The sequence below is a fragment of the Thermococcus waiotapuensis genome (genome assembly GCF_055384795.1).
In genome coordinates this window covers 1773808-1797958 of sequence record NZ_AP042429.1, presented here as the reverse complement: position 1 = coordinate 1797958, position 24151 = coordinate 1773808, and the positions used below count along the sequence as shown (strand labels likewise).

Sequence of the window (24151 nt, the reverse complement as noted above, 5' to 3'; positions counted from 1 at the left end):
TAAAAAGTGGATTAAAGCGTTTACTTGGTGGTGCCAATGGCGAAGGTGAAAGTTATAACCGACCCCGAGGTCATAAAACTTATGCTTGAGGATACCCGGAGGAAGATCCTCCAGCTGCTCCGAAACAGGGAGATGACGATATCACAGCTCAGTGAGATCCTCGGAAAGACCCCACAGACAGTGTACCACCACATCGAGAAGCTCAAGGAGGCCGGCTTGATAGAAGTAAAGAGGACTGAGATGAAGGGCAATTTAGTCGAGAAATACTACGGCAGGACTGCGGACGCCTTTTACATCAACCTCTACCTCGGCGATGAGGAGCTCCGCTACCTCGCCCGCTCAAGGCTGAAAACAAAGCTGGACATATTCAGGGCTTTGGGGTATGAGTTTGATGAAGAAAAGCTCCTCGACACGATGGACAAGCTACTCAAGAAGGAGCACGAGTACAAGACGGAGATATCGAGGGAGATAGAGGCCAATGAGGAGAAGCTTAAAGACTTCTCGGACGAGGACGTAATACACGCCATAGAGTGGCTGGCCATGGCCAGGATGGGCCGCGACGAGGAGACAATGGCCCTCATGAGGAAACTCGGGGAAATACTTAAAAAATAAAGGGGAAACGATGCGGTATGGCGAAGGGGATAAGGCTACTGGTTTTGGACGTGCTTAAACCACACCAGCCGATGGTTACTGAACTTGCCCTCGGGTTGAGCGAGCTTGAGGGCGTCGAGGGTGTGAACATAACCCTCGTTGAGATAGACAAGGAAACGGAGAACGTCAAAATCACCGTTGTCGGTGACAACCTGGACTACGAGGAGATTGTCCGGACAATAGAGGAATTCGGGGGCGTTGTGCACAGCATAGACATGGTTGCTGCGGGGAAGAGAATAGTGGAGGAAGAGGAGACCCCCCAGGACAAGCTGGAGGAGTATTGAGGGTCAAATATGAAAGAGGTCCTCATAATAACAAACCCCGAAACGGTTAAGGTACTCTCGGAGCCGACCCGGTTTAAAATCCTCACCCTCCTCAGGGAACGGCCGATGAGCATCAACGAGCTTAGCATAGCCACAGGGAAGGACAGAACGACCGTCTACCGTCATATTAAGGCCCTTGAATCCGAGGGTCTCGTTGAGGAAATTGATTCCCACGGCAACGAGAAGATCTATGCCAGGACTGCGAGGATGTTTCTCATAAAGGTCGAACCGGATGAGAGCATAGCGGAGTTCCGACAGGCTTATCTGCAGGTGGAGGCCAGGAAGCTCGTCCAGATCCTTGAAAGGGCCGGCTTCAAAATTAAGGACCGGGAAAGGCTGGAGAAGATTGCGAGGGAAGTTTTGGACGAGATCGAGATTAAATCACAGCCGATAATAAGGAGGATTTCGGAAGCTAACGTTGAACTCACGGAGATAGAGCTCTTCCACCTCCTGAACATGCTCGTGTTCCTCCAGAGCTGCGAGCTCTGCGAGAAGGCCAGGGAAGTCAAAGCTCTTGTCGAGTTTTAAACTCTCTATTCTTTAGGGCCCTGTTCCGGGAGGTTACATCTTCGAGGGGGAGTCTAATGTCCTTTTGTGTTCCTTAATGAACATTCGCAGTAAAGCTTAAATATTTCACCATCGGTGATACAAGTGAGAGTCAGTGCACTGGTGCCTGCACGTGGAGGGTGGTGTACATGAGTGCTAAAAAACTGCTTGCGCTGCTGTTCGTTCTTGCCGTTCTTGTTAGCGTGGCTGCAATCCCGGCCAGGGTTGGTATAGCGACAGTCTCGGCTGGTGCAACCAACCGTCCCAGCCTCGAAGAGGGCGGGGTCATAATGCAGGCATTCTACTGGGACGTTCCAGCTGGCGGAATCTGGTGGGATACAATAAGGAGCAAGATACCGGACTGGGCCAGCGCTGGGATTTCAGCGATATGGATTCCTCCAGTGAGCAAGGGCATGAGCGGTGCCTATTCCATGGGCTACGACCCATATGACTTCTTCGACCTCGGAGAGTACTACCAGAAGGGAACCGTTGAGACCCGCTTTGGCTCAAAGCAGGAGCTAATTAACATGATAAACACCGCCCACTCCTATGGAATCAAGGTCATAGCGGACATAGTCATAAACCACCGCGCCGGCGGCGACCTGGAGTGGAACCCCTTCACAAACAGCTACACCTGGACTGACTTCTCAAAGGTTGCCTCCGGCAAGTACACCGCCAACTACCTCGACTTTCACCCCAACGAGGTCAAATGCTGCGATGAAGGCACCTTCGGAGGGTTCCCGGACATAGCCCATGAGAAGAGCTGGGATCAGTACTGGCTCTGGGCCAGCAAGAACAGCTATGCTGCCTACCTGAGGAGCATAGGCATCGATGCGTGGCGCTTCGACTATGTCAAAGGTTACGGGGCGTGGGTTGTCAAGGACTGGCTGAGCTGGTGGGGCGGCTGGGCCGTCGGTGAGTACTGGGATACAAACGTTGATGCCCTCCTTAACTGGGCCTACTCAAGCGGTGCCAAGGTCTTCGACTTCCCACTCTACTACAAGATGGACGAGGCCTTTGACAACAAGAACATCCCAGCCCTGGTTTCGGCCCTTCAGAACGGCCAGACAGTCGTTTCCCGCGACCCCTTCAAGGCCGTAACATTCGTGGCCAACCACGACACCGACATAATCTGGAACAAGTATCCGGCTTATGCCTTCATCCTCACCTATGAAGGGCAACCAACGATATTCTACCGCGACTACGAGGAGTGGCTCAACAAGGACAGACTCAAGAACCTCATCTGGATACACAACAATCTCGCCGGCGGGAGCACGAGCATAGTCTACTACGATAACGATGAGCTCATCTTCGTCAGGAACGGCTACGGGGACAAGCCAGGCCTTATAACCTACATCAACCTCGGTTCCAGCAAGGTTGGAAGGTGGGTCTACGTTCCAAAGTTCGCCGGCTCGTGCATCCACGAGTACACGGGCAACCTCGGCGGCTGGGTTGACAAGTACGTTGGCTCAAACGGATGGGTCTACCTTGAAGCTCCTGCCCACGACCCTGCCAATGGCCAGTACGGATACTCCGTCTGGAGCTACTGCGGGGTTGGTTGAACATGCTCATTTAATATTTTCTCAAGCAAGCCCCTTTTCAACTCTCGCTGTCTGCACAGCCGATAATGGCGGGGCGTTTGGGGACTATTTTGATGTCGTGTAAACCCTTGCTTTTCATTTGAGAGTTCCAAGGCTGGCTTGGTCATTTGCCAGCGTAGGCCTATTAAAGTTTTATCGTGGTAAGAAAAATTTAAAAGTTGTTAGAGCGTTTAAATATATCAACTGCTGGCAGTATTGGTGGGGGTGAAATAGTTGAAGTGGAAAAAACCCATGATAATCGTATCCCTCCTGCTCCTTCTTGGGAGTCTTGGAGTTTACGTCAAGAGCTCTCCGATGGGCGGTGTTAAAATCGAAGTTGTAGATGCAAACGGAAAGGCAATCACGGACTATGGGGAGGTGTATTACTCCGTTTGGACTTTCGATGAAAACGGGAGCTTTGAGGTTTTAAAAAAAGGGGTTCTTAAAGGAGGGTTGTTCTTTTCAGGAAACAGGATAGAACTCTCAAAAGCTGAAACGGAAAAGCTTAGAAAAATGGCCCAAAAAATGTACTCCAAAACGGCCTTCGTTGGCATCGATCTGTGGGTTGTTGGGGAGGGAAAGCTCTACACCCTTCCTCCCATGAGCCTTGAACTTGACGCCTCTGAAGACGGCCTTTTCGCGACCGGGTTCTCCCTCCATCCAGACTTCAGGGATGCAATTGTTACTGAGATCACACCAGAAAAAGAGTCCAGCCAGGGGAATTCCGGAGGAAGGGGTGCACAAAAAGAAGAACCGGAGTTCGTTGTACCGATCATTCCCAGAGAGTACAAGTGGGTGACCGTTGCTGAGACCTCCTACTCAGACGTCGAGATTCCGGTTTTAATCATTAGAAACATGGCATGGTCCGACGTTATCGGAACCCTCCAGATTGGAACTTCTCAGAGCGATTATATAGGGCCAGAAGTAACCGTGGCTTTTGGGAAGCTTATATCCAGGAAAACCGCTTTTGATCCAGACTCAATAAAGCTAAAAGCCCTGGGAAGGTCCTTTACAAACCGGTACAGAGGGGGCAGCATACTAACTGTTCCGAAGGAGAAGACCTGGGGTTATTTGTGGATTAAAGGAAAAATACACTACATCTATCAGCAGGAGTACGTTTGTGGGATCGGGGCTGACCCGGGCCTTCCTGGCTGCGAACCAACCGGGAACGAAAGGTACATAGCAAAGATCGACGAGTTCTCGATCTCGGGTAAGTACGGCGAGGTTTTAAATATAGAATCCGGAGCCACACTTGAACGCCCTCCATACCTTCTACCCTTTGATGCTCTTGAGCAGTCCCCAGCACTCGAAGGGCCCATGGGGAGGGATGTATACCTCGAGAACTTCTTCGGGGAGATCTACGATGGAACCGATGGATACTCTTTTGGGGTTGGTGTTCCGGTCGGTGCCCTTATTAACGTTCTAACCGGCCACTCTCTGCCCCCTTGGGTCGATACCCTCGTGGTAGGTTTCAGTGCCAAAGGGGAGTCTTATTATGCTATAATGGGAGAAGTTCGTAACAACGGCCCCATGGAGCCAGTAAGGTTCGTAGGCTACAAATCCAGTTACAAAATGTCGATACCTGTGAAAAAGAGCCCGTGGGAGTTTTGGAAATCTGAGCACGTCGACACCAACGTCCCCGTAGGATTTTTTATAGACGTTAGGTGACCTCTTCCTTTTATCTTTGAGCGGTCCCTTGGGAGCCTATCATGGAGTTTTCACTGAAGTAGCCGATACCGAAGGAAGGTCCTGTCACCGGCAGTGCAAAAATTTGGTAGATCAGAACTCCTCCACCCACTTGGCAGCATGGGGGACTTTTTTGGCAACCTCTAGAGCTGTGAAGTTCTCGCCAAGTTCTTCCTTCACCATGTCGCCAGCGAGGCCGTTGAGGAACGCTCCAACCGATGCGGCCCTCAGCGGTTCGTTTCCGAGGGCCAGTAAAGCCCCCACGATGCCCGCTAAAACGTCCCCCGTCCCCCCCGTGGTCATTCCCCTGTTCCCGGTTTTGTTGTACTTCCAGGTTTTTCCGTTGCTTATGATGTCGTAGGGGCCTTTGAGGAGTATCACACCTCCGATTTCCTTAGCTTTCTCCATCGCGAGCTCCGCTTTCTCCCTGAGTGAGCCTTCGGGCGACAAGCCAAATAACACCCTGAACTCACCGGCGTGGGGGGTCAGGACGAATTTCTTGCCCCTGAGGACGCTTAAGTCCTCGGCAACGGCCTTTAGTCCGTCGGCGTCTATGACGAGCGGTTTCTCACAGCGCTTGATGAACTCCCTCACAAAGGTTTTGGTCTCCCCCCTGAGGCCGAGACCGGGGCCGATGACCACAGCGTCCACTTTTCCTGCGAGTTCAATCAGGCCCTCAACGTGCTCCGGAGTGAAGTTGTCTCCCTCCACCGGGCGGAGGATTAAGTCGGGGTCGCTTATCCTTCTCGCTGAGTACTCGGGCATCGCGAGGTAAACGAGGTCAACGAGGTAAGAAGCGGCCTTCGAGGCAAGGTAGGGTGCCCCAAAGTAGTCCCCGCTTCCGCCAACTACAAGCAACTTCCCGTTCTGCCCCTTGTGCTGGCCTTTCTTCCTCAGCGCGAACTTAGCCTCCCCCGGCCCGACCAGGTGGTAGAGCTCCCTGGGATAGCCTATCTTGACAACAACACGCTCGAAGCCCTCATATTCCTCCTTGTCCCACTGGAAAGTCACCGCGAAGTCGGCTTTGACGCGGACTTTTGATGGATAACCGCTCGGGAGGTCAACGCTGACGATCTTAGCTTTGCCCGCGTACTCGTTGATCTTTTCAATTGCTGAACGTATCGGTTCCCTCGGTTCTCCCTTCGTGCCTGCCCCGAGGAGCGCGTCAACGATGACGTCAAAGCCAGAGAGGTCGAGGGACCTTACGTGCGAGGAGTCCTCGAGAACTTTAATTTCCATGAATTCTAAACCCCCCAGGATTTCCCAGTTGCGCTTAGCTTCTTCGCTCCTTATCTTCGCTTCGTCGCCAACAAGAAAGAGCGTAACTTCGTTCTCAAAGCTGAGGTGTCTCGCGGCAACAAAGCCGTCGCCGCCGTTGTTGCCGGTGCCGGAGAAAACCGCGATTTTGAGACCTCTCCCAAAGCGCTCTTCAATAACTCTCGCAACTCCAGAGCCCGCGTTTTCCATGAGCTGGAGCGGAGAAATCCCGAGCCATTTTGCGTTGATGTCCCATATGTAGACATCCTCGATGCGCATGGGCATCACCGGTCTAACTTTGAGGGAGAGGATAAAAGGCTACCCCTTCCCGCGCGTGGAAGTATAGGTGAGGAAAGCAACAACGAGAGGACGAAGACGACGACAAGCATATCTGCGCTGTAAATGGGAAGGTTTCGGTAGGTGAAGCCCGAGTCGCAGAGGCCATGAGCACAAGCTACCATCCTGATCGCGTAGTAGAGCACTAAAAAGCCGGATACGAAGAGGATGACAAATGCCAAGGCGAGTCTTTTCACGAGTTCCCCAAGCTCCCCACAGGACACGGAACTACCACATTGCTTTCGGCATCCGAAGTTATAACTTTACCACCCACCATAAGACTGAGAGGACAGAAAATCATCGACGTCTGAAAGTCCGTGCAGCCAGGAGCGCCAGGACAATAAGAGAACCATACCAGAGCGAAACCCAGGGGAGAGAGGCAACGGTAGTGGAAAGGCGAGAACTCAAAAGAACGGAGGGGAACTCAAGGAAGATGGCTAAGGCGGCGTAAGTCTTCAGGAGAGTCATTGGCAAAGGTCTGTCCGCGAAAATTCCCGAGACAAGCTCCCAAAGGGCCATGATAACCACATAGCCAATCCAAAGGACCATTGGCAGTCTCTCAAAGACCCAGAAGTTGTACATAAGCGTGAGGAACAGGGGGTACGTAAAGGCTAAAAGCCTCAGGACGAGCCTCAGAAAGAGTAAGAGACGGAAAACGTACCTCATAATCCACTACCTCCATGAAGAATAATACCAAACTTTCGACATATCTGGGTTGGTGTCCATAGTATCCATCAGATGATTCCAAGTATTGCTTATGTAAATTTCAACAGAAGATGAGTACGTTCTCACGCCATATCCATGGGTCGGAAAGGGTGTGGCATACGTTTGGGAAACCTCGTGGCAAAGGATATAACCACATTCAGTATAGGTACTGAAAGTTGAGGGAAAGACTATGCTACCATCTTCAACTCTGATACTCTCAACATCCTCACATCCATACGTGCTATCTCTTCCTGAGTAGATAAAGCAACGCATAGAGTCATATATTTTATCAAGTGAAGGATCTGGATGATCTTCATCATGGAAATGGAGCTCATAGGTAACCTCGGAGGAAGTGTATTTAACAACTATTTTGAACAGATCATTGTTGCCATTTACATTGTACGAATACCCTGCACTATCTACTCCGCTACCCCCAGTAATGTCCACGTTAACCTGAACCCACCAGTGAATTGGATAGGGGATTGAAGAGCTCATCGGAGCATAGTAATAGTCATAGATTTTGCCGTTGGCCTTAACTGAGGCAACTTTAATGGGCTTCACGACTAACACCTTGCTGTTCTTAGGATAAAAGCTCTTCTGATAGAAGTAGGAGACATAATCGCTTACCAGCAACCGTTTAAGGGTTTCTCTCTGCGCGGGTGTGAGATTTTTGGCGTGTTCAGCGAGCTCAGTATCAAGTTGCCTATCAAACCTCTTCAAAACGAGATCAGTAAGCCCCTCTGCAAAATACGGATCGTTGATGGTCCCTTTGGCACGAGCGATATCAACCTGCTCCCTGACGAAAAGACCAATGACCGTCCAGCCATCCACCTCAGCCTGCGGCCGTGAATCAACAAACCCCGGAAAAACAAAAATAAACACCAGCACTCCAGCCAAGAGTTTTGTCAATCTCAAAGATATCACCGTTGAGTAGGTATTAGACGTTATATATATAATTTTCTATCAGCAACAGTTGAACATAAAACTTGAGAATGAAAATACAGACATTTTAAGGAACTTCTAATGCCCTCCTGTAATCCCCCTCCGAGTACAGCACGAGGTAAACCCTCTCCACGCTCTTCGCTTCCCTCTCAAACTCCTCGACCGTTTCTTTAAATTTCTTCACGACTTCCTCAAGCGGGCAGCCGTAGATTCCGGCGCTTATAGCAGGAAAGGCTATGCTCCTGACTCCCAGTTCATCAGCCTTCTTTAGAGCCCCCAAGATGGCTTTTCTCAGCTTCTCCTTCTTGTCCTCGTTCCAGACTCCACCGCAGTAGGGGCCGACGGTGTGGATAACGTACTTGATTCCAAACCTTTCCAGCCTTAAGGCGGGAGTCACCACGACTTCGCCGTGCTCTATGGAGTCCTTCCCGAGCTGTTCCTTCATGGCTTCCCTGCTTATCCTTATGTACTCCTGGACGTTTCCGGCCGCTGCCCTGGCTATTGCGTATGCGACGCCACCGCCGTGTTCGAGGTACTTATTGGCCGCGTTCACTATGGCCTCCGCAGGGAAGCGCGTTATGTCTCCTCTAACTATCTCGAGCATTGTCATCCCTTTTCCAGGTAGTTCCGGCCACTTATTTCATTTTCCCGAGGTTGATTTCCCGCTCTCAATGAACACTATAAGACACCAGCGTTGTCGTTTTGACAAAAATCTATATATAGCTGTTGAGACATAGAAATTAATTGGAGTCTTAATGGCTGCTCGACTAAGGCCTGGAGGGTTTCATCGTGACAAGTAGAAAGAGCGTGCGCAAGGAACTCATTGAGCTCGCAAGGGAAGTCGGGGGCGAGGAGGCCGTTGAGGTAGTTAATGCCCTCCAGAAAAAGAAGGATGTAACCGACGAGGAACTGGCAGAGCTAACCGGGATTAGGGTGAACAACGTTAGGAAGATACTTTACGAGCTCTATGACGTCGGGGTGGCCGATTTTAAGCGCATCCGCGATAAGGAAACTGGGTGGTACTATTACTACTGGTTCCTTGAGACGAAGAGGCTTGATGAGATAATCAGAAACAGGAAGATGAAAGAGCTTGAAGAACTTAGAAAAATGCTCGAGCAGGAGACCAGTGAGATGTATTTCTGGTGCGGGAAACCCGGTCATCCAAGGATGACTTTTGATGAGGCAATGGAGTATCAGTTCCAGTGCCCGATCTGTGGGGACATTATGATGGAATACAACAACACTGCCATAGTGGAGGACCTCAAAAAGCGTATTGAAGAGCTCGAAATAGAGCTGGGTATCCACAAAAAGCCGAAATCTGAGTCAAAGAAAGGCAAGAAAAAATCGGTTGAGGCCTCTTCAAAGGAGGCGGATGCGGTAGTTTGAATGGCCTTTTTAATGAACTTCGGGGATGGTGAAGATGGTTGAGGTTATCGTTCCGGAGAAGATCTATGGTGACAGGAGCGGTTTTTTGAAGCTTGACAAAAAACTCAAGGCACTGCTGGGAGATCTGGAAGTCGAGTGGAAGCTGTCAGCAACCCTGAAGAACTGGGTCAAGGTTTCTCTCTTCGGGGAAGACGAAGAGGTAAGCGCAAACCTGGTTAAGGAAGAATTCGGTGAGATCCCTTACTCCCTTAGCTCCATTAAAGAGGGAGAAGTTTACGCTGGCCGCTTTATTGATCTGGGTAAAGTAGGCTACGGTGCCTACGTTGACGTCGGAATCCTCAGGCCCGGGCCCAAGGATGCCCTCCTTCCCCTCTACTACCTCAAGGGCGTCTTTGGTGAGAAGCCGGTTAGGCAGATGATAAGGGAGTTTGGATGGGTTGACAACCTTCCCGTTAAGGTTAGAGTCTCTAGAGTGGAGTTCGGAGCAAGAGAAGTTGAGCTGACATTTGAGGAGAGCTGGCTGGAGCGTTTTAAAGGGTGGCTGGAAGACGGGCACGACAAGATATTCGTGGTTGGAACGATAAGCGAGAACGTCGAGAAAGCCCTTGTGGAGACGGGCCATGGGCGGGACGTTAAGAGACTTGAAGAACTGGGCCTTATGGAGACCCTGCTTATCCTTAAAAAGGGTACGCAGGCCCCGGGAATAATCAAGGAGATAGGGCCGCAGCTCAGGGGTGCGACGTTTGGGGCAATAAAGTTCTAGTAAACCCCTGTCCTTGCCCCTGTTGTTCCCTTTTCCAAGGTTCTGACCTGGTAGATTATCCTTGTTGGTACCGAGCTTATCAGGAGAAGCAGGTATGGAAAAATCGTTCTATCGTAAACGAAGCCAATAGCGTAAACTGCGGTCAGGAAAAGCAAAAACGGAGTTGGGCCCCTTGTGTTTCTGAGCCCGGCTTTTATCGCTTTGGATTTTCCGATGAAGAGATATATAAAAAGCAGAGTTGGTAGGAGCAGTTGAATTATGGCATCCTCGAGGGGGACTGGGACAAATTTTGGCCTCAACCACAGTCCGTTTTTCTGCACCATCAAAAACCCCGCGGGGGCGAGGGCCAGATACAGGAAGTTTCTCTTTTTTCTCGGGAAAGTCAGGATGAGGGCCACGGGAATTAGGACTGCTATAGGCCTCACGGAAAAAACTATCACCGTAGAGATCGCCAGCAAAACTCCTTCTAAACCGGCCCTTAATGGGCCTGAATACGAGAAGAACGAGCTTGAGAGTGCAAGCGTTATCGAAAACGCGGCTATTCCAACGAGTTCAGTTGAGTTCATGAATTCCCTGAAAAGCGGCATTGAGAACGTCATACCGAATATGAGGAACCCAAGCTCCCTCGAATGGCGGGGGGCTATGTAGAAGGTTGCTGTAGCGAGGAGGAGGATGGTGTAAAAGTAAAGATAGAGAACAACCTCTGGAGAGGGGTTCAGGTGGAGGCCCAGCCTGTAGATCAGGTTTGATAACTCTTCCTGAAGCCAGGTTGGCTGTGTCTTGGAGTTCAGGGCCCACATAGCCAGGAGAGAAACAGTCATGACGTACAAAACATCAGCATACTCCCCCATACGTCCTAGGTGGTAGGTGAAAGCTGCTGCGGTTATGATGTATATTCCCCCAAACAGGATTAAGTTAGTGTGGCTGAACGTTACATTTGCATCCGAGAGAGCGGCACCCTTTGGGACATTTGCGTAGTTCAGGCTAAGCAAAACGACGGTAAATGTTATGAGTGCCAGCATTAGTACAAGTCCCTTTTGGCCCATACCGGGCTTGAACTTCGCGGGAAGGTTAAAAAAGTTATTGAAAATAGCCTGGTCCAGCGCGGCCCCATCGCGTCGGCGCCCGCCGGTCTGAGCCGCGCTAAAAGTACTAACGGGGGAATTTTAAAAGTTTACTTCCCTCTCATCTCTTCAAGCTTCCTCACGAGCTTTTCTGCAAGCTCCATGAAGGCCTTCGCCGCCATCGTGTCTCCGTAGAGGACTATCGGGATTCCGGCGTCGCTTGCCTGTCTTGCCTTGAGGTCGATGGGTATCTCACCCAGGAACTCAACGCCTTCCTTCTCCGCAAGCTTCCTGCCCCCACCCCTTCCGAAGAGGTCTATCTCGTTGCCGCAGTGCGGACAGATGAGATAGCTCATGTTCTCGACAACCGCTATATAGGGAACCTCCATCTTCTTCATCATGTTGAGGGCCTTGCCGGTGTCGAGCAAGGCGACCTCCTGTGGGGTGGTGACGATTATAGCCGCGTCCAGCTGGAGGCTCTGGGTGACGGTGAGTATCTCGTCGCCTGTCCCGGGCGGGAAGTCGATTATCATAAAGTCCAGCTCACCCCACTTAACGTCCCCGAGGAGCTGTTTTATGGCCTTCGTGACGAGGCTTCCACGCCATATTATTGGCTGGTCCTCCGGGACGAGGAAGCCCATGCTCATGACTTTTATCGGGGTGACCTGCCCCATGAAGTCCGTCATCGGGGGCAGCATTTCAAACCTCCCGTCTTCCAGCTCCTCGGCCAGGACCTCGGCCCTGTCAACGCCGAGCATCTTTGCCACGTTCGGCCCGTGTATGTCGGCATCAAGGATTCCAACGTAGTAGCCTTTCTTTGCCAGTGCCGCCGCCAGGTTTACCGCAACGGTGCTTTTACCCACTCCCCCCTTGCCACTTAAAACCGCCACCTTGTACTTCCATTTCTGCTGCTTTTCGTTTATCCTCTCGGTGAGCGGATCGGCCCCGAGACCACCGACGTTTAGGGTTGGAGCTTTGATGGCCATCTTAAACCACCTCCACTTTCCATTGGGCTGGAACTTTAAAAGCTTTGTCCAAAATTCGGACAATTTTACCCATATGTGTGTATTAAAAGGACCGGGATCCCTTTGATTCTATGGCAAAGGGCTATTTCGAGTTCTTTTAAATCCTCAATTTTGGGCGATGTCAAACCGAAAGGCTTATATATTCGAACCCACTAAGTTTATAGTGAGGAAAACACATAAAAGAAGGGGTGATGGAAGATGGTCGTCATAGGAGAAAAGTTCCCGGAAGTTGAGGTCAAGACCACCCACGGGGTGATAAGGCTCCCGGACTACTTTGCCAAGCAGGGCAAGTGGTTCGTTCTCTTCAGCCACCCGGCTGACTTCACCCCGGTCTGCACGACGGAGTTCTACGCCATGCAGAAGAGGATCGACCAGTTCAGGGAGCTCGGCGTCGAACCCATAGGGCTGAGCGTTGACCAGGTCTTCAGCCACCTCAAGTGGATGGAGTGGATAAAGGAGACCCTTGGAGTAGAGATAACCTTCCCGGTTATCGCCGACGACCGCGGCGAGCTCGCGGACAAGCTCGGCATGATACCGAGCGGTTCAACGAACACTGCCAGGGCCGTCTTCGTCGTTGACGACAAGGGTATCATAAGGGCCATCGTCTACTACCCGGCCGAGGTCGGCAGGGACTGGGACGAGATACTCCGCCTTGTGAAGGCCCTCAAGGTAAGCACCGAGAAGGACGTTGCGCTTCCGCACAAGTGGCCCAACAACGAGCTGATCGGTGAAAGGGTCATAGTCCCGCCAGCAGCCAGCGTCGAGCAGATCAGGAAGCGCGAGGAGGCCAAGGCGAAGGGCGAGATCGAGTGCTACGACTGGTGGTTCTGCCACAAGAAGCTCGAGTGAGCTTTCTTCTTTAATTTTAGCTGATAAAGGAGGGAAGTGAGATGGCGAAGACAACTTTTGAGGAGGAGATTTACCTTAGAGCCCTGACTGGAAGGCTCGTTGGAAAGGCCCTCGCCGACCTTGGACTCAACAAGGTTGCTGTCGTTGCCAGCAAGAACATAATCTGCTCCAGCATAGCGACAGCCACCGAAGCGACCTTCATGACCCTCAGCGGTGGGGTCACCTACCACTTCCTTGCTGAGAAGGGTAAGGAGGCTGAGATAGCAGAGCGCGTGAAGGCGTTCGCTCCGCAGGTTACAGTTCTCCAGTTTGGCGGCGAGACACCGATAGAGGAGACCAAGGAGGTATTCGTCGAGACCCTCAGGCAGTTCGCCGAGAAAGATGTTCCCGGGGCGTTCCTCGTTCACGTCAGGATATTCGCCGCCGGCGGCCTTGCCAGAGCTTTGGAGGACGAGAAGATCAGGGAGTATCTGCGCAAGAAGGACGTCTTCGTCTACACCGTTGGCTTCGACGAGGGTAAGGTCTACGTCAACAAGGTAATCCTCGACGGCAATGAGATCAAGCTGGAAAAGATGGCTGAGTACCCGGTTACTCTGGAGCACGCCGACCTGCTCAACCGCTCCCTCAGGGACAGGAGCGTAACCTTCGTTTGAAGTCTTTTCTCCTCTCTTTGCACAGTTGAACGGTAAACCATTTAAACTGGAATCATAGCGTAATGATGGGATGGTTAAATGGGCAAGATTTTTAGGGTTCCGAGGGAGCCAGGAGCAGGCGGGACGATAGTTCTCTCGATGATAGGTGGGTTGCTCTTGGCCCACGCAGACTGGAGGGGCTGGTTCATTGGAATAACCGTTGCACTGATAACTTTCTTCACCTTTGATTACGCCTTTGACTCCTACCGGGCATGGAAGCTTAGGGGTATGGTCCTCGCCCTAAGTATTAATGGGCTGGTCTATTTCCTTCCAGCACTTTACTGGTGGGGGATTGATGGTTTAACCCGCGTACTTGCAGTCCCGTTTGGCGTCGTTACAGTCCTCTTAGCGCTCCACTTCGCGGTCTCAAGAGCCAAAGGGTGGAAGAACCCGGTCACCTATGCCCTCGGCAATCTCTTTCCAGCGGTGCCGGCTCTGTTTGCCCCGGCAGTTTCTGGCAGGCCTTTCAGCTGTGACGTCTTTGTATTCTGGTTCCTCTTAGCTTATTACGGGGCGATCGGAGCGGCTTATGTTGAAACAAGGCTTGCATTCAGAAAGTTCCCGAGGAAGTACCCACTGGTAGCTTGGCTTCCGGTGTTCCTTGTGGTTCTCTACAACCCCTACCTTGTCTTAGCCCTGATAGAACCGACTGTGAGGCTTCTCAGAAACCTGAGGGACAACACTTACGTTGCGAAAGTAGATGACATAAAAAGGCTCGGCTGGAGCGTCTTTGGGAGCGTGATGTTACTCTACACCATAACCCTGGCCGTTCTCTTGTAAAAAGAGAAAACATTATGTACGTGAGAGAACTGGCTCCGCCAGCTTTCTCACGGCATCTATGTAACTCTGATAATCCATCGCCTGGGCCGCCGCTGGGATAGCAAGCTTATCTATCAGAATTGGCGAGAGAATGCCCACGACGATGACGGTGAGGGCCATAGCGACCATAACGGCCGCCATGTAGGGGTTCTCGTGTCCGTGTGGTTCTTCGTGATGATGTTCGTGTCCATTGTGGTGTCCTTCGCTCGGCTTTCCGCGCCAGAGGTAGAGGAGAGCCTTGAAATACGCCCAAGCTGCAACCGCGCTCGTGGTTATGACGACAGCACCGAGGGCAAGGCTCCTCTCCACGAGGGCATCGTATATCAGCATCTTACTGAAGAAGGCATTCAGGGGCGGAACTCCTACAAGGGACAGCGTTGCTACTACAAAGGCGAAGGTTGTAAAGGGCATGCTCCGGCCTATGCCAGCCATTTTCTCGAAGTCCTTCGTCCCGGAGGCATGGATAAAGGAGCCGGCGGCCAGGAAGAGGAGGGCCTTGGCAAGGGCATGGTTGACGATGTGGTAGGTAACAGCCATGAGCCCAGTGAAGCTGAGGACCCCGAGGCCCATGAACATGTAACCGGTGTGCATTATGGTGGAATAAGCCACGAGGCGCTTTATGTCCCTCTGGACAAGCATCATCGTGGAACCGAGAAAGGCGGAACTCGCCCCTAAAACCAGAAGGATGGCCGAGATGAGGCCCTTGATCTCCCCCTCCGGTGGAAAAACGGTGTAAAGATACCTCGCGAGGACGTAGATGGGAACTGCAACCACGAGACCGCTGAGCAGGGCCGAAACGGGTGATGGGGCCGCCGGGTGTGCATCGGGGAGCCAGAAGTGGCCCGGGAAGTTGGCGCTCTTGACGACCACCATGGAGATTGTGAGTGCGAAGAACACTGCGAGGGCCAGCTTTGGATCTCCGAAGGGTTTCACCGTCACCGGAAAGGGTGTCCCGTGGAACCTGGCGCTCAGGTCAGCAAGGTTAAGGGTACCGAAGGAGGAGTAGAGAAAGCCCATTGCCAGGAAGTACAGGCTCGTTGCTATGGCCCCCACTATACCGTACTTGAAGGCGGCTTCAACAGCCTTTTCGTCCCTTCTTATGAAACCCACGAGGAAGTAGGAGGAGGCACCGATGACCTCGAACATGACGAAGATGTTGAAGGCGTCGCCGGTCATTAAGGCGCCCACGATTCCGCTTTCGAGGCCCAGGAGGGCGGTGTAATAGTAGTGGACTCCATTTTCGCGCTCCATGTAACCGATGCTGTAAACTATGGCCAAGACGAAGAGGACAGAGGCAGTGAAGATGATTAGAGAGCTGAGCCTATCAACTTCGAGGGTTATGCCTACCGGTGCCGGCCAGTTGCCCGTGAAGTACACCAGCGGTTCCTCCGATGAATACACCATGAGAAGTAGCTCCCAGGAGGCGTAGGCAGTGAGAAGTGACGCTGTGAGGGCGTAGAGCTCGATAATTTTGCGGGACTTCACGGAGTGTCCAAGCAGGGGGAGGAAAAACGCGAAGCCGAGCGGTATGACAGGAACTATCCCTATCTCCATGCTCTCACCTCAGTTGAATATTTTCTTCGCGTAGTCCTCGAAGTAAGAAACAACCTTCTCCTTCACTTCCCCCTCGTCGAGCGTTGAAACGTCGATCCAGTGGACGTATAGCCACTTCCCGTCGTCACTTATGTCGACCACTACCGTTCCGGGGGTGTTTGTTATCGAGTTGGCAACGAACACCTTTCCGTAGTCGTTCTCCACCTCAAGAGGGATCCTCACTATGCCTGGGTTGGCCTTGAGCGTGAAGACCCTTTTGGCGACATCGATATGGGCCTTTGTCTCTTCGATTAGGAAGTAGCGGAGGCCGTAGATTATCGCGTAGAACCATCTTCTTGGGGAGAAGAACTTAAGATCGTCCTTAACCAGCCAGTGGCCGGCGAGAAAGGAAACGATTAACGCTATCATCGAGCCTGTTATAAGGTCGTACTCGCCCACTGAGCCCGTGTAGAAGAGGTAAACCGCCAAGACTGTAACGAAAGTAGCTGGAGAAAATCTCTTGAGCGGGTTCATGATTCTTCACCCCCCACTATTTCAGCAATGTCCCTTGCATCTACTGTTCCATGGAGACGGTAGAACTGTATTGCGTAGGTCGTGAGGAGTATGTTCATGGCCATACCTATGACGACCGCAGTCAAAACAAGCGCCTGCGGCACCGGGTCGACTGCCCTGCTCAGGAACTCCTCAAAGGTTAGATGGCTCTCGTAGATGGGGGGAAAGACTGGAAAGGTCATCCTGTAGCCTATAAGGACGAACAGCATGTTTATGGCGTCGTTAGCTATATTGAGCATGATGATTTTCTTGATTAGGTTGGAGCGAGTAGCTACGCCGTAGATTCCCAGGAGGAGCATGGCGAAGAGGGTGATGGTTATGTAAGCCAGGAGAAAGTCAATCATTCATCTCCCTCCTTAGGACGTTTTTGAAGACCCACTCCGGGATCCCCAAAACAAGGAACACAGCGAGGAAGCCGAAGGTCACTGCGAGGTACTCGCCAACGTCGAGATTAAAGAGTCCGGTCTCCCCCGGTAGGAGGTTTATCTCGAGGATTTTACCTCCGTAGAGGAAGAGGGGGGCTAAAACGGTCGCCAGGATCAAAGCTAAACCAAAGGAGTAGGCCGAAATAGTGTGTCTGAGCGTGAGCCCCTTTCTTTCCAGCGTGAACTTGCTGAAGGCCGCGAAGAGGAGCAGCGAAGCTACTGCCATAGCTGAACCCCCCTGGAAGCCGCCGCCGGGAGTTAGGTGGCCATGGAGGGCTATCGAGGCGGAAATTGCGATGATCATTATCACGACCAGCTTGGTAGTTGCCCTAACAATAAGGTCCATCCTCCTGTAGGGTATCGTTGCCTCAAGCTCCCTCACCTGCTTGAGCTCCTCTCCATCAAGGCGGAGAACGCTGAGGGCACCCATTATGGCCAGGAAGAACACGAAGGTTTCAAAGAGGGTATCGAAGCCGCGGTAGTTCCAGACTATGGCAGTGACTACCTCAGGGCTGTGGCTTGTCAGTCCCTCATGGGCGAAGGAGTGGCTTAAATAGAACTCGCCGAGCGGCCTGAGCTCAGTCCCGCCAAGGCCGAGGACGTTTCTGGCCGTTACAGCATAGGCTATGAAAAGGAAGGTTGTGAGGAATGAAACAGCAACTATCGCATCCCGCTTCATTCTCCCACCTCGTACCTCTCGGTCTTGCTTATCGCGAGGATGACGAGTGCAGTGTAAGCTCCAACGGCTATGGCCAGGTATGCCAAAACTATGTCGGGTGCGGCAAGGATGTAAAAGCCTAAGGCAAAGAAAGTGGACTGGACGGAGCTCAAAGCCAGGGCCTTAAGCAGGTCGTGTTCCTTCATAGCCAGATAGCTGAACACAAAGCCAAAGGAAACAACTATTGCCAGTATGAGGAGGTGGAGCTCTATCATCTCCCGACCCTCCTGAAGGAAAACTTTGGCTCCTCCTCTTCCCCGGGAACCGTCTCGTGCTCGCGGACGAGTTCCGCAACGTCGCTCCTCTTTGGCAGGTCTTCCTCCAGTTGATCAATCACGAGCCGGGGCTTTTTGCCGACCTTTCCAAAGTAAACAGCGGAGACGAGCGAGTGTGAGCCGGTCGGGGATATGAGGAGTATGAGAACTCCAACTGTGAAAGCTATTCCCGCCATGAAGAACCTCTGCCCTCCGAGCGGGTGATAGACGAGGGCAACAAATCCGGCACCGAACACCGGCAGGACGGCTCCACCGATAGTCCCGACGGTAGCGGCGTGGCTCCTCATGTAGAAATCCGGAAAGCGGAGGAGACCTATCGCGGCTATAAGGTCATATATCGCCCCGAGAAGTATTGCAATTGAGCCGATGATGAAGATGATCTCCTCTATCATACCTCCACCTCCCCGTAGAGGACGTACTTGGTGTAGTAGATGTCCAGCATGAAGGCCCAGAGCGCCAAGATTATCGCGCCGCTGGCGAGCATTACCGACTTGAAGTAGATGCCGAGAATCACCATGAAGGCTGCCATGTCGAATGAGAGGCAGTCCACAGCCAAGATGATGTCAGCAGTAGTTGGCCCCTTGATTGCCCTTATCCCGTAGAGGACGAAGGCCAGGGCATAGATGACGGCTGAAAAGTACAGGACGTTTAGGAAGGCGCTCTCAAAGTTCATGCAAACACCCCCAGCAGGACTATTAAGAGGGCCATTGCTATGGCAAAACCGCTTATTAGAACGTTCATGTCGGGGTTTCTGCTTTTATCCCAGAGCGCGAGCCGCTCGATGGCCCTTATCAGCGGCATGAACATGGCCTCGTCGAGGTGCCTCAGTGGATAGTCATAGGCATCATCAACGTCCTCCACCAGGGGGAGTTCGTGCTTTGGTATGACTTTTATGACCGGGAGAACGTAGTGGATGTAGGCTTTTCTGAACCAGTCGAGGAAAAATCCGAAGGCCTCCTTCAGTATGTCTCCCGCGTTGTAGAATATCAAGAGGAGCTCGCTGACCCTGTCCGTCGGAACCCTTCCAACCCTCCAGCCGGCTACTGGGGCGGCAACGAGGAGAACTACCGCCAGTACAAAGGGAGGGGATGTGAAGAAGACCTCGAAGGGGCTCTCTGGAACCGAGCCGTTTATCCCCCTAACGGCTGAGGCCAGCCACGGATAAAGGAGGGGCGGGAAAACGGAGACTACGAAGCCCGCTATCGCGACTGCCCCCGTGACTGTTCTTATCATGAGGGGTATCTCCCCCCTCTCGACCTCCCTCTTGCATAGCTCCCTGTTGAGGCGCCTTATCTGGAGTATCGAGGCCATCGGGAAGAGAGAGAGGAAGGTCACAGTCAGCATCATGAGCCAGAGGAGGATGTCCCCCGACATGGCTATTCCCTCGAGGATGGGCCACTTGGAGACGAAGGCAGCCAAGGGAGGAACGCCCGCCATCGAGAAGGCGGAGAGTGATATCAGGAACGAAATCACGTGTCCTCTGAGGAGCTTTCTGATCGAGCAGACGTTGGGTTCCTCGCCGTAATGCTCTATCGCGCCCAGCCCGAAGAATATTGCGCTCTTGTAAATGGCCTGGTATGAGATATGAAGGAGCGCTCCAATGAGGATTATTGCCCCCGCGGTTCCGCCGAGAACCATTGAGGCTCCCAAAGCGAAGAAAGCGATTCCGACGTCCATTATGCTGTGGTGGGCGAACTTGCGCTTCATCCTTATCTCCCGGAAGGAGTAGAGTGTCGCAAAGGCCGAAACTGCACCGAGAGTGGCTATAATGTATCCCGCAGTTCTCGAGGCAGGGAGGACGAACTCCGTCATCCTGAGAAGGCCATAGAAACCGAGGCCTTCACCGATGATAAAGACCGGGATTAACGGACTCGGGATCGAGCTGTAGGTTCTAACGACCCAGGTGTGGAAGGGGAAGACACCTGCCCTAACGAGAAAAGCCGAGAGGTACAGGGTATGCATAACTCCGAGACCGAGGGGGAGGTTTGCGAAGTTTTCTCTAAGCTCTTCAAGGGTTAAAGCCCCAGCGGCGTGAGCCAGTGAGGTCGCTGTGAGAAGGGGGGTTATGCCGAAGAGCTGGGTTAAGACAATATACCTCCACGCCGCGGTTTTCGGGTCTTTCATCTCCGACGTGAGAATTAGAACAAAGGTGAAGACGGCGAAAATTTCATAGGCTAAGGTGAGCCTCTCGAGGTCGTCTGTGGTGAGGAAGAGCAGGGCAGAGAGAAGGGCCATGTTGACGGAGAGACCGAGGTAGCGCTCACCTCCGCCCAATTTGTAGTCGAGGAGGTAGAGCGAGAGGGCAAAGGAGAGGAAAGCCAGAACCATCAGGAAGAGAGCCGAGAGAGAGTCAACGTTAACGCTGGTGGGCAGGAAGGGCAGTATCTCGCCCTCAAAGCCGTCAATGCCGGCTTTTGAGGTGAGGAAGATGGAGAGGGATGCAGAGAACGTGAAGAAGTAAGCTATCCTGCCGCCCCCGAAGAGGGCAACGAGCGCGCCCATGAAGAGAAGGGCAACGGCAAGGTTGAGCATCGTGAGCGGCTCCATCAGTGCCCACCCCCGAAGAAGCCTATCCCGTGGACGATGGGATAAGTCAGGTAGGGAACGACGAGGACAAGAACGATAAGCGTTATCAGCGAGGCCGTTATTATCGGGTGAGTACTGGCTCTCTCGACACTCTTCCTCCCGAAGATGTTCCAGGTTATCCACTTGACGCCGACCCAGAGGAAAACCGCGGAATCAGCTAAGACCATGAGCACTGGGAGCCATGCGAGGGGAGTTACCTTGAGGGCGTCCAAGCCTGTTAAAAGCTCCGCCTTGCTGAAGGCTATGGCCATCGGCGGGAGGCCCGCAAGACCGAGAAGGGCAACGCTCCAGGCGAGGGCATTGATCGGGAGGAGGTCCTTCAGGCCGCGGATCTTCCTCATGTCAAGGGTTCCGAGGGAGTAGGTGAAGGTTCCAGCGGTGAGGAAAGCTAACCCCTTCACGAAGGCGTGGGTGGTGAGCTGGAACATGGCCGCTTTGAGGCCCGCTTCGAGGCCTAAGGTGGCAAAGGTCAGACCGACGAACATTATCCCGGCTTCAGCGACAGTTGAATACGCCAAAAGCCTCTTGGCGTCGTTCTGAACGGGGTAGTTGAGTATGGGGATGAGCAGGGTGAGCGAGACCATTGTCGCCATGAAGTAGAAGATCCAAGTCGGAAGAGGGCCGATGAACTGAAGAACCCTGGCGACCAAATAAACGCCCATCTCTACCATCGCCGCGCCGTGGAGGAAAGCGCTGGCGGGAGTTGGGGCCTCCATCGCGTCGGGAATCCACGAGTAGGTCGGGAACTGGGCGCTCTTCGTGTAACCAGCTATGAGCAAAGCCAGAAACAGCCAGGGTTTCGCCGAATCGGAAATGTGGGAGAGCGAGAAGAGGCTTAAATCGTGGAGCTGAGTTATTCCAATCCCTATGGCCGTGTAGAAGCCTATCATCGCCCCGACGTTCGGGATTATGAAGGCCTTGAAGCCTGCTCTCCTTCCCGCGGGGGTGTTGTAGTAACTGACCACACCCCAGCAGGCTAAGCCCATCAGCTCGAAGAAGATAAGCAGGCCGAGGAACGTGGAGGAGTAAATGAAGCCGAGTGTTGCACCCTCAAAGAGCGTCATCCAGGCGTAGAAGAGACCGCGCCCCTTCCCGGCTGGGTGTCCTACGTTCCTCTCGCTCATGTACTCCATGCCGTAGAACATGAAGATGAAGCCGGCCAGGGCCACAACAGTCCCTATTAAAACGCTCATCGGGTCAATTATAATGCCGTAGGCCTCCCCCAGTCTCTCTGTGGTTATGTAGGCGAGATGAACCGTCTCGTGATCGTATTGGAGCAGGTATTCGGTTAAAACGCCGAACTGGAGGAGCATTGCTGCGATGAACGAGCCCAACATGACCGCATCTGCCTTTCTCTCGTCGAGTTTGAACAGGAGCAAACCTCCAATCAGTGGGACAGTGAAGGTGAGCGTAGCGAGAAGCCCTATCATCCCTCCGCCCCCCAAGCTTATTAGGTTAGTCTAATCCAACTTTTAAAGTTTTTCGACGATTCTCGAAAGTCCTTCTAACGGATGCACAAATATGTGAAACCCGATAGGCTAACCGCTAATTTTTTCGAACTTCTCAAAGACCCCCTCGAAGTACTCATCGACGAGCGAGATGACTCGGGAGGATTCAAAGGGAAGTGCACCAATGGACTCGCATGCCTCCCGCAGGAAGCCCCTTGCCGTTTCAATGGCCTCCCTGAAGACGCCTGCGTTGCTCATCCTCTCAAAGAGGTCGAGAAGGTTTTCCTCCGTTGGCTCCCTGAGAACCTTTTCAAAAAACCTCGAGCCGTAGCGCTCCGAGTAGAGTATGAGCGGGAGAGTCGTTTTCCCGTTGAGTAAATCCTTGAAGCGGTCCTTGCCGGTTCCCGGGAAGTAGTCGAGAACGTCGTCGACTATCTGGAACGCCCTGCCGACGAGGGTTCCTGCTTTGTCAAGCTCCCCCCAGAAAGGTTTCCCCATGTAGTGGGCGGGCAATGCAAAGGAGGCCCCGAAGAGCTTACCAGTTTTTCCGTCGATTATCCTGTAGTAAGTTTCTGTGTCAAGGTGAACGCTCCCTCTCACGGTCTCCTGCAGGATTTCGGCCTTCACCATCTCTTCAACCACCCTGGCGACGTAGTCAACCGTCTCAGCCCTCTTAGAGGCTATTATCCTGAGTGCCCTCACGAAGAGGAAGTCACCGCTGAGAACGGCTAACTCCGGCCCCCACTGCATGGGCACCGTTGGGCTGTTCCTCCGCTTTTCCGCCAGGTCTATGACGTCATCATGGATAAGACTGGCGGTGTGGATGAGTTCAACGGCCGATGCGAGGTCAATGGCGTCTTCCTCATCAAGGCCGAGGCCCTTTGAAACCTCCAAAGTTATTCTCGGCCTTATCCTCTTTCCGCCGCTCCGTATCATGTACTCCCCTATCTTCTTCGCGAGTTCGACGCTTCCTTCAAGTGCTTCGATAAGCCTCTCATCGAGCGATTCCACGTTTTATCCCTCCGTTAAGGGCGAATCCAGCAACAACGGCGACTGTGATAACCCCTATACCGACTGCCGGCATTCCGAGGGATGTTAATGCCAGAGCTGGGAACTCAAAGGCCGTGAAGAGGAGGAAGTGTGAGACCTTTCTCCGTGAGTAGAGCATCGCGCTTATCCCATGGAAGGCGGTGAACACCAAAGCGCTGAGGAATACATACGATAGACCTCCGGAGAAAGAAACAGGGAGCTCAAGGATGAAGTTGGTGGTGACGAATGTGCCTATGGAGAGAAGAACGTACTGCCCAATGCCAAGGCCGAGGCCGAGGGAGAGTCCGTCCCTGTTCTTTGAGAAGTAGTACTTCGCACCCTCAACCGTGAGGGCCGTTAGGAGCGCCACGGTTAGAGCGCTGGCGGTTCTGCTGACTCCGAGCGTGATGATCGAGTAAAACGGGAGGATTATACCAAGAACGAGTGCGATCCCTGCCCCCATCACGAGCTCCGCTGTTTCAAGCTTCCTTCTCCAGGAATAGAGCGCCCCAAGGGATATCAGAGAGCCGAGAATCATGAGGAGCATTCCAGCAGGATTGGGTCTCGCTCTTATTCCAAGGGCAATGCCAACGAGCCCACTGTTATTATAAGCCAAGAGAACTGGGAACGAGCCTTTCTCGCAGTAAATTCTATACTCAAACTTCTCGAGGTCATCCCCTGTCGAGTTTGAGGTCAGCTCGTAACCTTTCAGCTTCCCGTAGTTGTCGAGCGTGAAGTCTCTTATCTGTTCAAAGTAGTCCTCCGTGAACTGTTCCCTGAGTTCGCCGCTCAGGTAGGGCTCTATCGCGGAGTAGTTACCGGTGTTGATGGCTTCAATGAAAGAGTCCATGAACTCGCTCTGTGGGGTGGACAATGCTGGGCTGAGAAAAAGGGACAGCAGAGAGAATAAAACTACCGTAACGGCGGCGTTTTTCATGAG

The 24151-nt window shown here is 52.7% G+C and carries 28 protein-coding genes; 10 read left to right on the top strand and 18 right to left on the bottom strand.

From position 1 onward, the window contains the following. Positions 1-36: 36 nt before the first annotated feature. The 5 genes from ACZ47M_RS09935 (at position 37) to ACZ47M_RS09915 (ending at position 4768) form a co-directional block, all read left to right on the top strand. A complete protein-coding gene (locus ACZ47M_RS09935; protein WP_315342164.1) occupies positions 37-612 on the top strand; it encodes a winged helix-turn-helix domain-containing protein in 576 nt (191 codons plus the stop codon). 17 nt (positions 613-629) lie between these two features. Next, positions 630-935, top strand: a complete 306-nt coding sequence (locus ACZ47M_RS09930) for a DUF211 domain-containing protein (RefSeq protein WP_315341313.1) — start codon at positions 630-632, stop codon at positions 933-935. A gap of 9 nt (positions 936-944) precedes the next feature. Then, positions 945-1502, top strand: coding sequence for an ArsR/SmtB family transcription factor (locus ACZ47M_RS09925; RefSeq protein ID WP_315341316.1), 558 nt, complete (start codon positions 945-947; stop codon positions 1500-1502). A gap of 167 nt (positions 1503-1669) precedes the next feature. Continuing rightward, positions 1670-3082: an alpha-amylase gene (locus ACZ47M_RS09920; protein WP_315342166.1), complete on the top strand. Its 1413-nt coding sequence runs from the start codon at positions 1670-1672 to the stop codon at positions 3080-3082. A gap of 252 nt (positions 3083-3334) precedes the next feature. After that, positions 3335-4768 (top strand): hypothetical protein, encoded by a 1434-nt coding sequence (locus tag ACZ47M_RS09915; protein ID WP_315341318.1) that lies wholly within the window; start codon positions 3335-3337, stop codon positions 4766-4768. A 111-nt stretch (positions 4769-4879) separates the two neighbouring features. Here ACZ47M_RS09915 and ACZ47M_RS09910 read toward each other — a convergent pair whose 3' ends face one another. From ACZ47M_RS09910 to ACZ47M_RS09890, 5 genes are all read right to left on the bottom strand, one after another. After that, complete coding sequence (locus ACZ47M_RS09910; RefSeq protein WP_315342168.1) at positions 4880-6322, bottom strand: NAD(P)H-hydrate dehydratase; 1443 nt, start codon at positions 6320-6322, stop codon at positions 4880-4882. Between the two features lie 5 nt (positions 6323-6327). Then, entirely contained in the window at positions 6328-6576 is a 249-nt protein-coding gene (locus ACZ47M_RS09905; RefSeq protein WP_464883400.1) for a hypothetical protein, read from the bottom strand. Between the two features lie 100 nt (positions 6577-6676). After that, positions 6677-7045, bottom strand: a complete 369-nt coding sequence (locus ACZ47M_RS09900; protein WP_315341322.1) for a hypothetical protein — start codon at positions 7043-7045, stop codon at positions 6677-6679. A 6-nt stretch (positions 7046-7051) separates the two neighbouring features. Further along, positions 7052-8008 (bottom strand): hypothetical protein, encoded by a 957-nt coding sequence (locus tag ACZ47M_RS09895; RefSeq protein ID WP_315341324.1) that lies wholly within the window; start codon positions 8006-8008, stop codon positions 7052-7054. A gap of 85 nt (positions 8009-8093) precedes the next feature. Then, positions 8094-8636: a [protein ADP-ribosylglutamate] hydrolase gene (locus tag ACZ47M_RS09890; RefSeq protein WP_315341327.1), complete on the bottom strand. Its 543-nt coding sequence runs from the start codon at positions 8634-8636 to the stop codon at positions 8094-8096. Positions 8637-8815: 179 nt separating this feature from the next. Between ACZ47M_RS09890 and tfe the strand changes: the two genes are divergently transcribed. Continuing rightward, a complete protein-coding gene (gene tfe / locus ACZ47M_RS09885; protein ID WP_315341330.1) occupies positions 8816-9412 on the top strand; it encodes a transcription factor E in 597 nt (198 codons plus the stop codon). Positions 9413-9446: 34 nt separating this feature from the next. Continuing rightward, complete coding sequence (locus ACZ47M_RS09880; protein ID WP_315342170.1) at positions 9447-10175, top strand: DUF2110 family protein; 729 nt, start codon at positions 9447-9449, stop codon at positions 10173-10175. Here ACZ47M_RS09880 and ACZ47M_RS09875 read toward each other — a convergent pair. Continuing rightward, positions 10172-11221: a hypothetical protein gene (locus ACZ47M_RS09875; protein ID WP_315341332.1), complete on the bottom strand. Its 1050-nt coding sequence runs from the start codon at positions 11219-11221 to the stop codon at positions 10172-10174. The two genes, ACZ47M_RS09880 and ACZ47M_RS09875, sit on opposite strands and share 4 nt — an antisense overlap. Positions 11222-11349: 128 nt before the next feature. Next, complete coding sequence (locus ACZ47M_RS09870; RefSeq protein WP_315341335.1) at positions 11350-12225, bottom strand: Mrp/NBP35 family ATP-binding protein; 876 nt, start codon at positions 12223-12225, stop codon at positions 11350-11352. Between the two features lie 237 nt (positions 12226-12462). On the opposite strand from ACZ47M_RS09870, the gene ACZ47M_RS09865 reads away from it, so the two are divergent. From ACZ47M_RS09865 to ACZ47M_RS09855, 3 genes are all read left to right on the top strand, one after another. Then, positions 12463-13113 carry a peroxiredoxin gene (locus ACZ47M_RS09865; RefSeq protein ID WP_315341338.1) on the top strand — a complete coding sequence of 217 codons (651 nt, stop codon included), beginning with the start codon at positions 12463-12465 and terminating at the stop codon, positions 13111-13113. A gap of 41 nt (positions 13114-13154) precedes the next feature. Continuing rightward, positions 13155-13766 carry a hypothetical protein gene (locus ACZ47M_RS09860; RefSeq protein WP_315341341.1) on the top strand — a complete coding sequence of 204 codons (612 nt, stop codon included), beginning with the start codon at positions 13155-13157 and terminating at the stop codon, positions 13764-13766. Positions 13767-13844: 78 nt separating this feature from the next. Next, positions 13845-14585 (top strand): hypothetical protein, encoded by a 741-nt coding sequence (locus ACZ47M_RS09855; RefSeq protein WP_315341344.1) that lies wholly within the window; start codon positions 13845-13847, stop codon positions 14583-14585. Positions 14586-14597: 12 nt separating this feature from the next. Here the strand turns inward: ACZ47M_RS09855 and ACZ47M_RS09850 are convergent, their stop codons facing one another. The 11 genes from ACZ47M_RS09850 to ACZ47M_RS09800 form a co-directional block, all read right to left on the bottom strand. Further along, positions 14598-16178 (bottom strand): proton-conducting transporter transmembrane domain-containing protein, encoded by a 1581-nt coding sequence (locus tag ACZ47M_RS09850; protein ID WP_315341346.1) that lies wholly within the window; start codon positions 16176-16178, stop codon positions 14598-14600. Between the two features lie 9 nt (positions 16179-16187). Next, on the bottom strand, positions 16188-16691 hold the full coding sequence (locus ACZ47M_RS09845) for a Na+/H+ antiporter subunit E (RefSeq protein WP_315341349.1): 504 nt from the start codon (positions 16689-16691) through the stop codon (positions 16188-16190). Beyond that, positions 16688-17074, bottom strand: a complete 387-nt coding sequence (locus ACZ47M_RS09840; protein ID WP_315341351.1) for a sodium:proton antiporter — start codon at positions 17072-17074, stop codon at positions 16688-16690. The genes ACZ47M_RS09845 and ACZ47M_RS09840 overlap by 4 nt, the downstream gene beginning before the upstream one ends. Continuing rightward, on the bottom strand, positions 17067-17834 hold the full coding sequence (locus ACZ47M_RS09835) for a Na(+)/H(+) antiporter subunit B (protein ID WP_315341353.1): 768 nt from the start codon (positions 17832-17834) through the stop codon (positions 17067-17069). Before ACZ47M_RS09835 ends, ACZ47M_RS09840 begins: the two co-directional genes overlap by 8 nt. Further along, complete coding sequence (locus ACZ47M_RS09830) at positions 17831-18088, bottom strand: hydrogenase subunit MbhD domain-containing protein (protein ID WP_014121710.1); 258 nt, start codon at positions 18086-18088, stop codon at positions 17831-17833. The genes ACZ47M_RS09835 and ACZ47M_RS09830 overlap by 4 nt, the downstream gene beginning before the upstream one ends. Continuing rightward, the gene (mnhG, locus tag ACZ47M_RS09825; protein ID WP_315341368.1) at positions 18085-18540 is read right to left on the bottom strand and encodes a monovalent cation/H(+) antiporter subunit G; all 456 of its coding nucleotides are present in this window, start codon (positions 18538-18540) and stop codon (positions 18085-18087) included. Before mnhG ends, ACZ47M_RS09830 begins: the two co-directional genes overlap by 4 nt. Continuing rightward, positions 18537-18821 carry an MrpF/PhaF family protein gene (locus ACZ47M_RS09820; protein WP_315341370.1) on the bottom strand — a complete coding sequence of 95 codons (285 nt, stop codon included), beginning with the start codon at positions 18819-18821 and terminating at the stop codon, positions 18537-18539. Before ACZ47M_RS09820 ends, mnhG begins: the two co-directional genes overlap by 4 nt. After that, positions 18818-20695, bottom strand: a complete 1878-nt coding sequence (locus ACZ47M_RS09815; RefSeq protein WP_315341372.1) for a complex I subunit 5 family protein — start codon at positions 20693-20695, stop codon at positions 18818-18820. Before ACZ47M_RS09815 ends, ACZ47M_RS09820 begins: the two co-directional genes overlap by 4 nt. Continuing rightward, positions 20695-22164, bottom strand: a complete 1470-nt coding sequence (locus tag ACZ47M_RS09810) for a hydrogenase 4 subunit D (protein ID WP_315341374.1) — start codon at positions 22162-22164, stop codon at positions 20695-20697. The genes ACZ47M_RS09815 and ACZ47M_RS09810 overlap by 1 nt, the downstream gene beginning before the upstream one ends. Positions 22165-22272: 108 nt before the next feature. Then, positions 22273-23193, bottom strand: coding sequence for a polyprenyl synthetase family protein (locus tag ACZ47M_RS09805; RefSeq protein WP_315341376.1), 921 nt, complete (start codon positions 23191-23193; stop codon positions 22273-22275). After that, on the bottom strand, positions 23177-24148 hold the full coding sequence (locus tag ACZ47M_RS09800) for a DUF3887 domain-containing protein (protein ID WP_315341378.1): 972 nt from the start codon (positions 24146-24148) through the stop codon (positions 23177-23179). The genes ACZ47M_RS09805 and ACZ47M_RS09800 overlap by 17 nt, the downstream gene beginning before the upstream one ends. Positions 24149-24151: the final 3 nt, after the last annotated feature.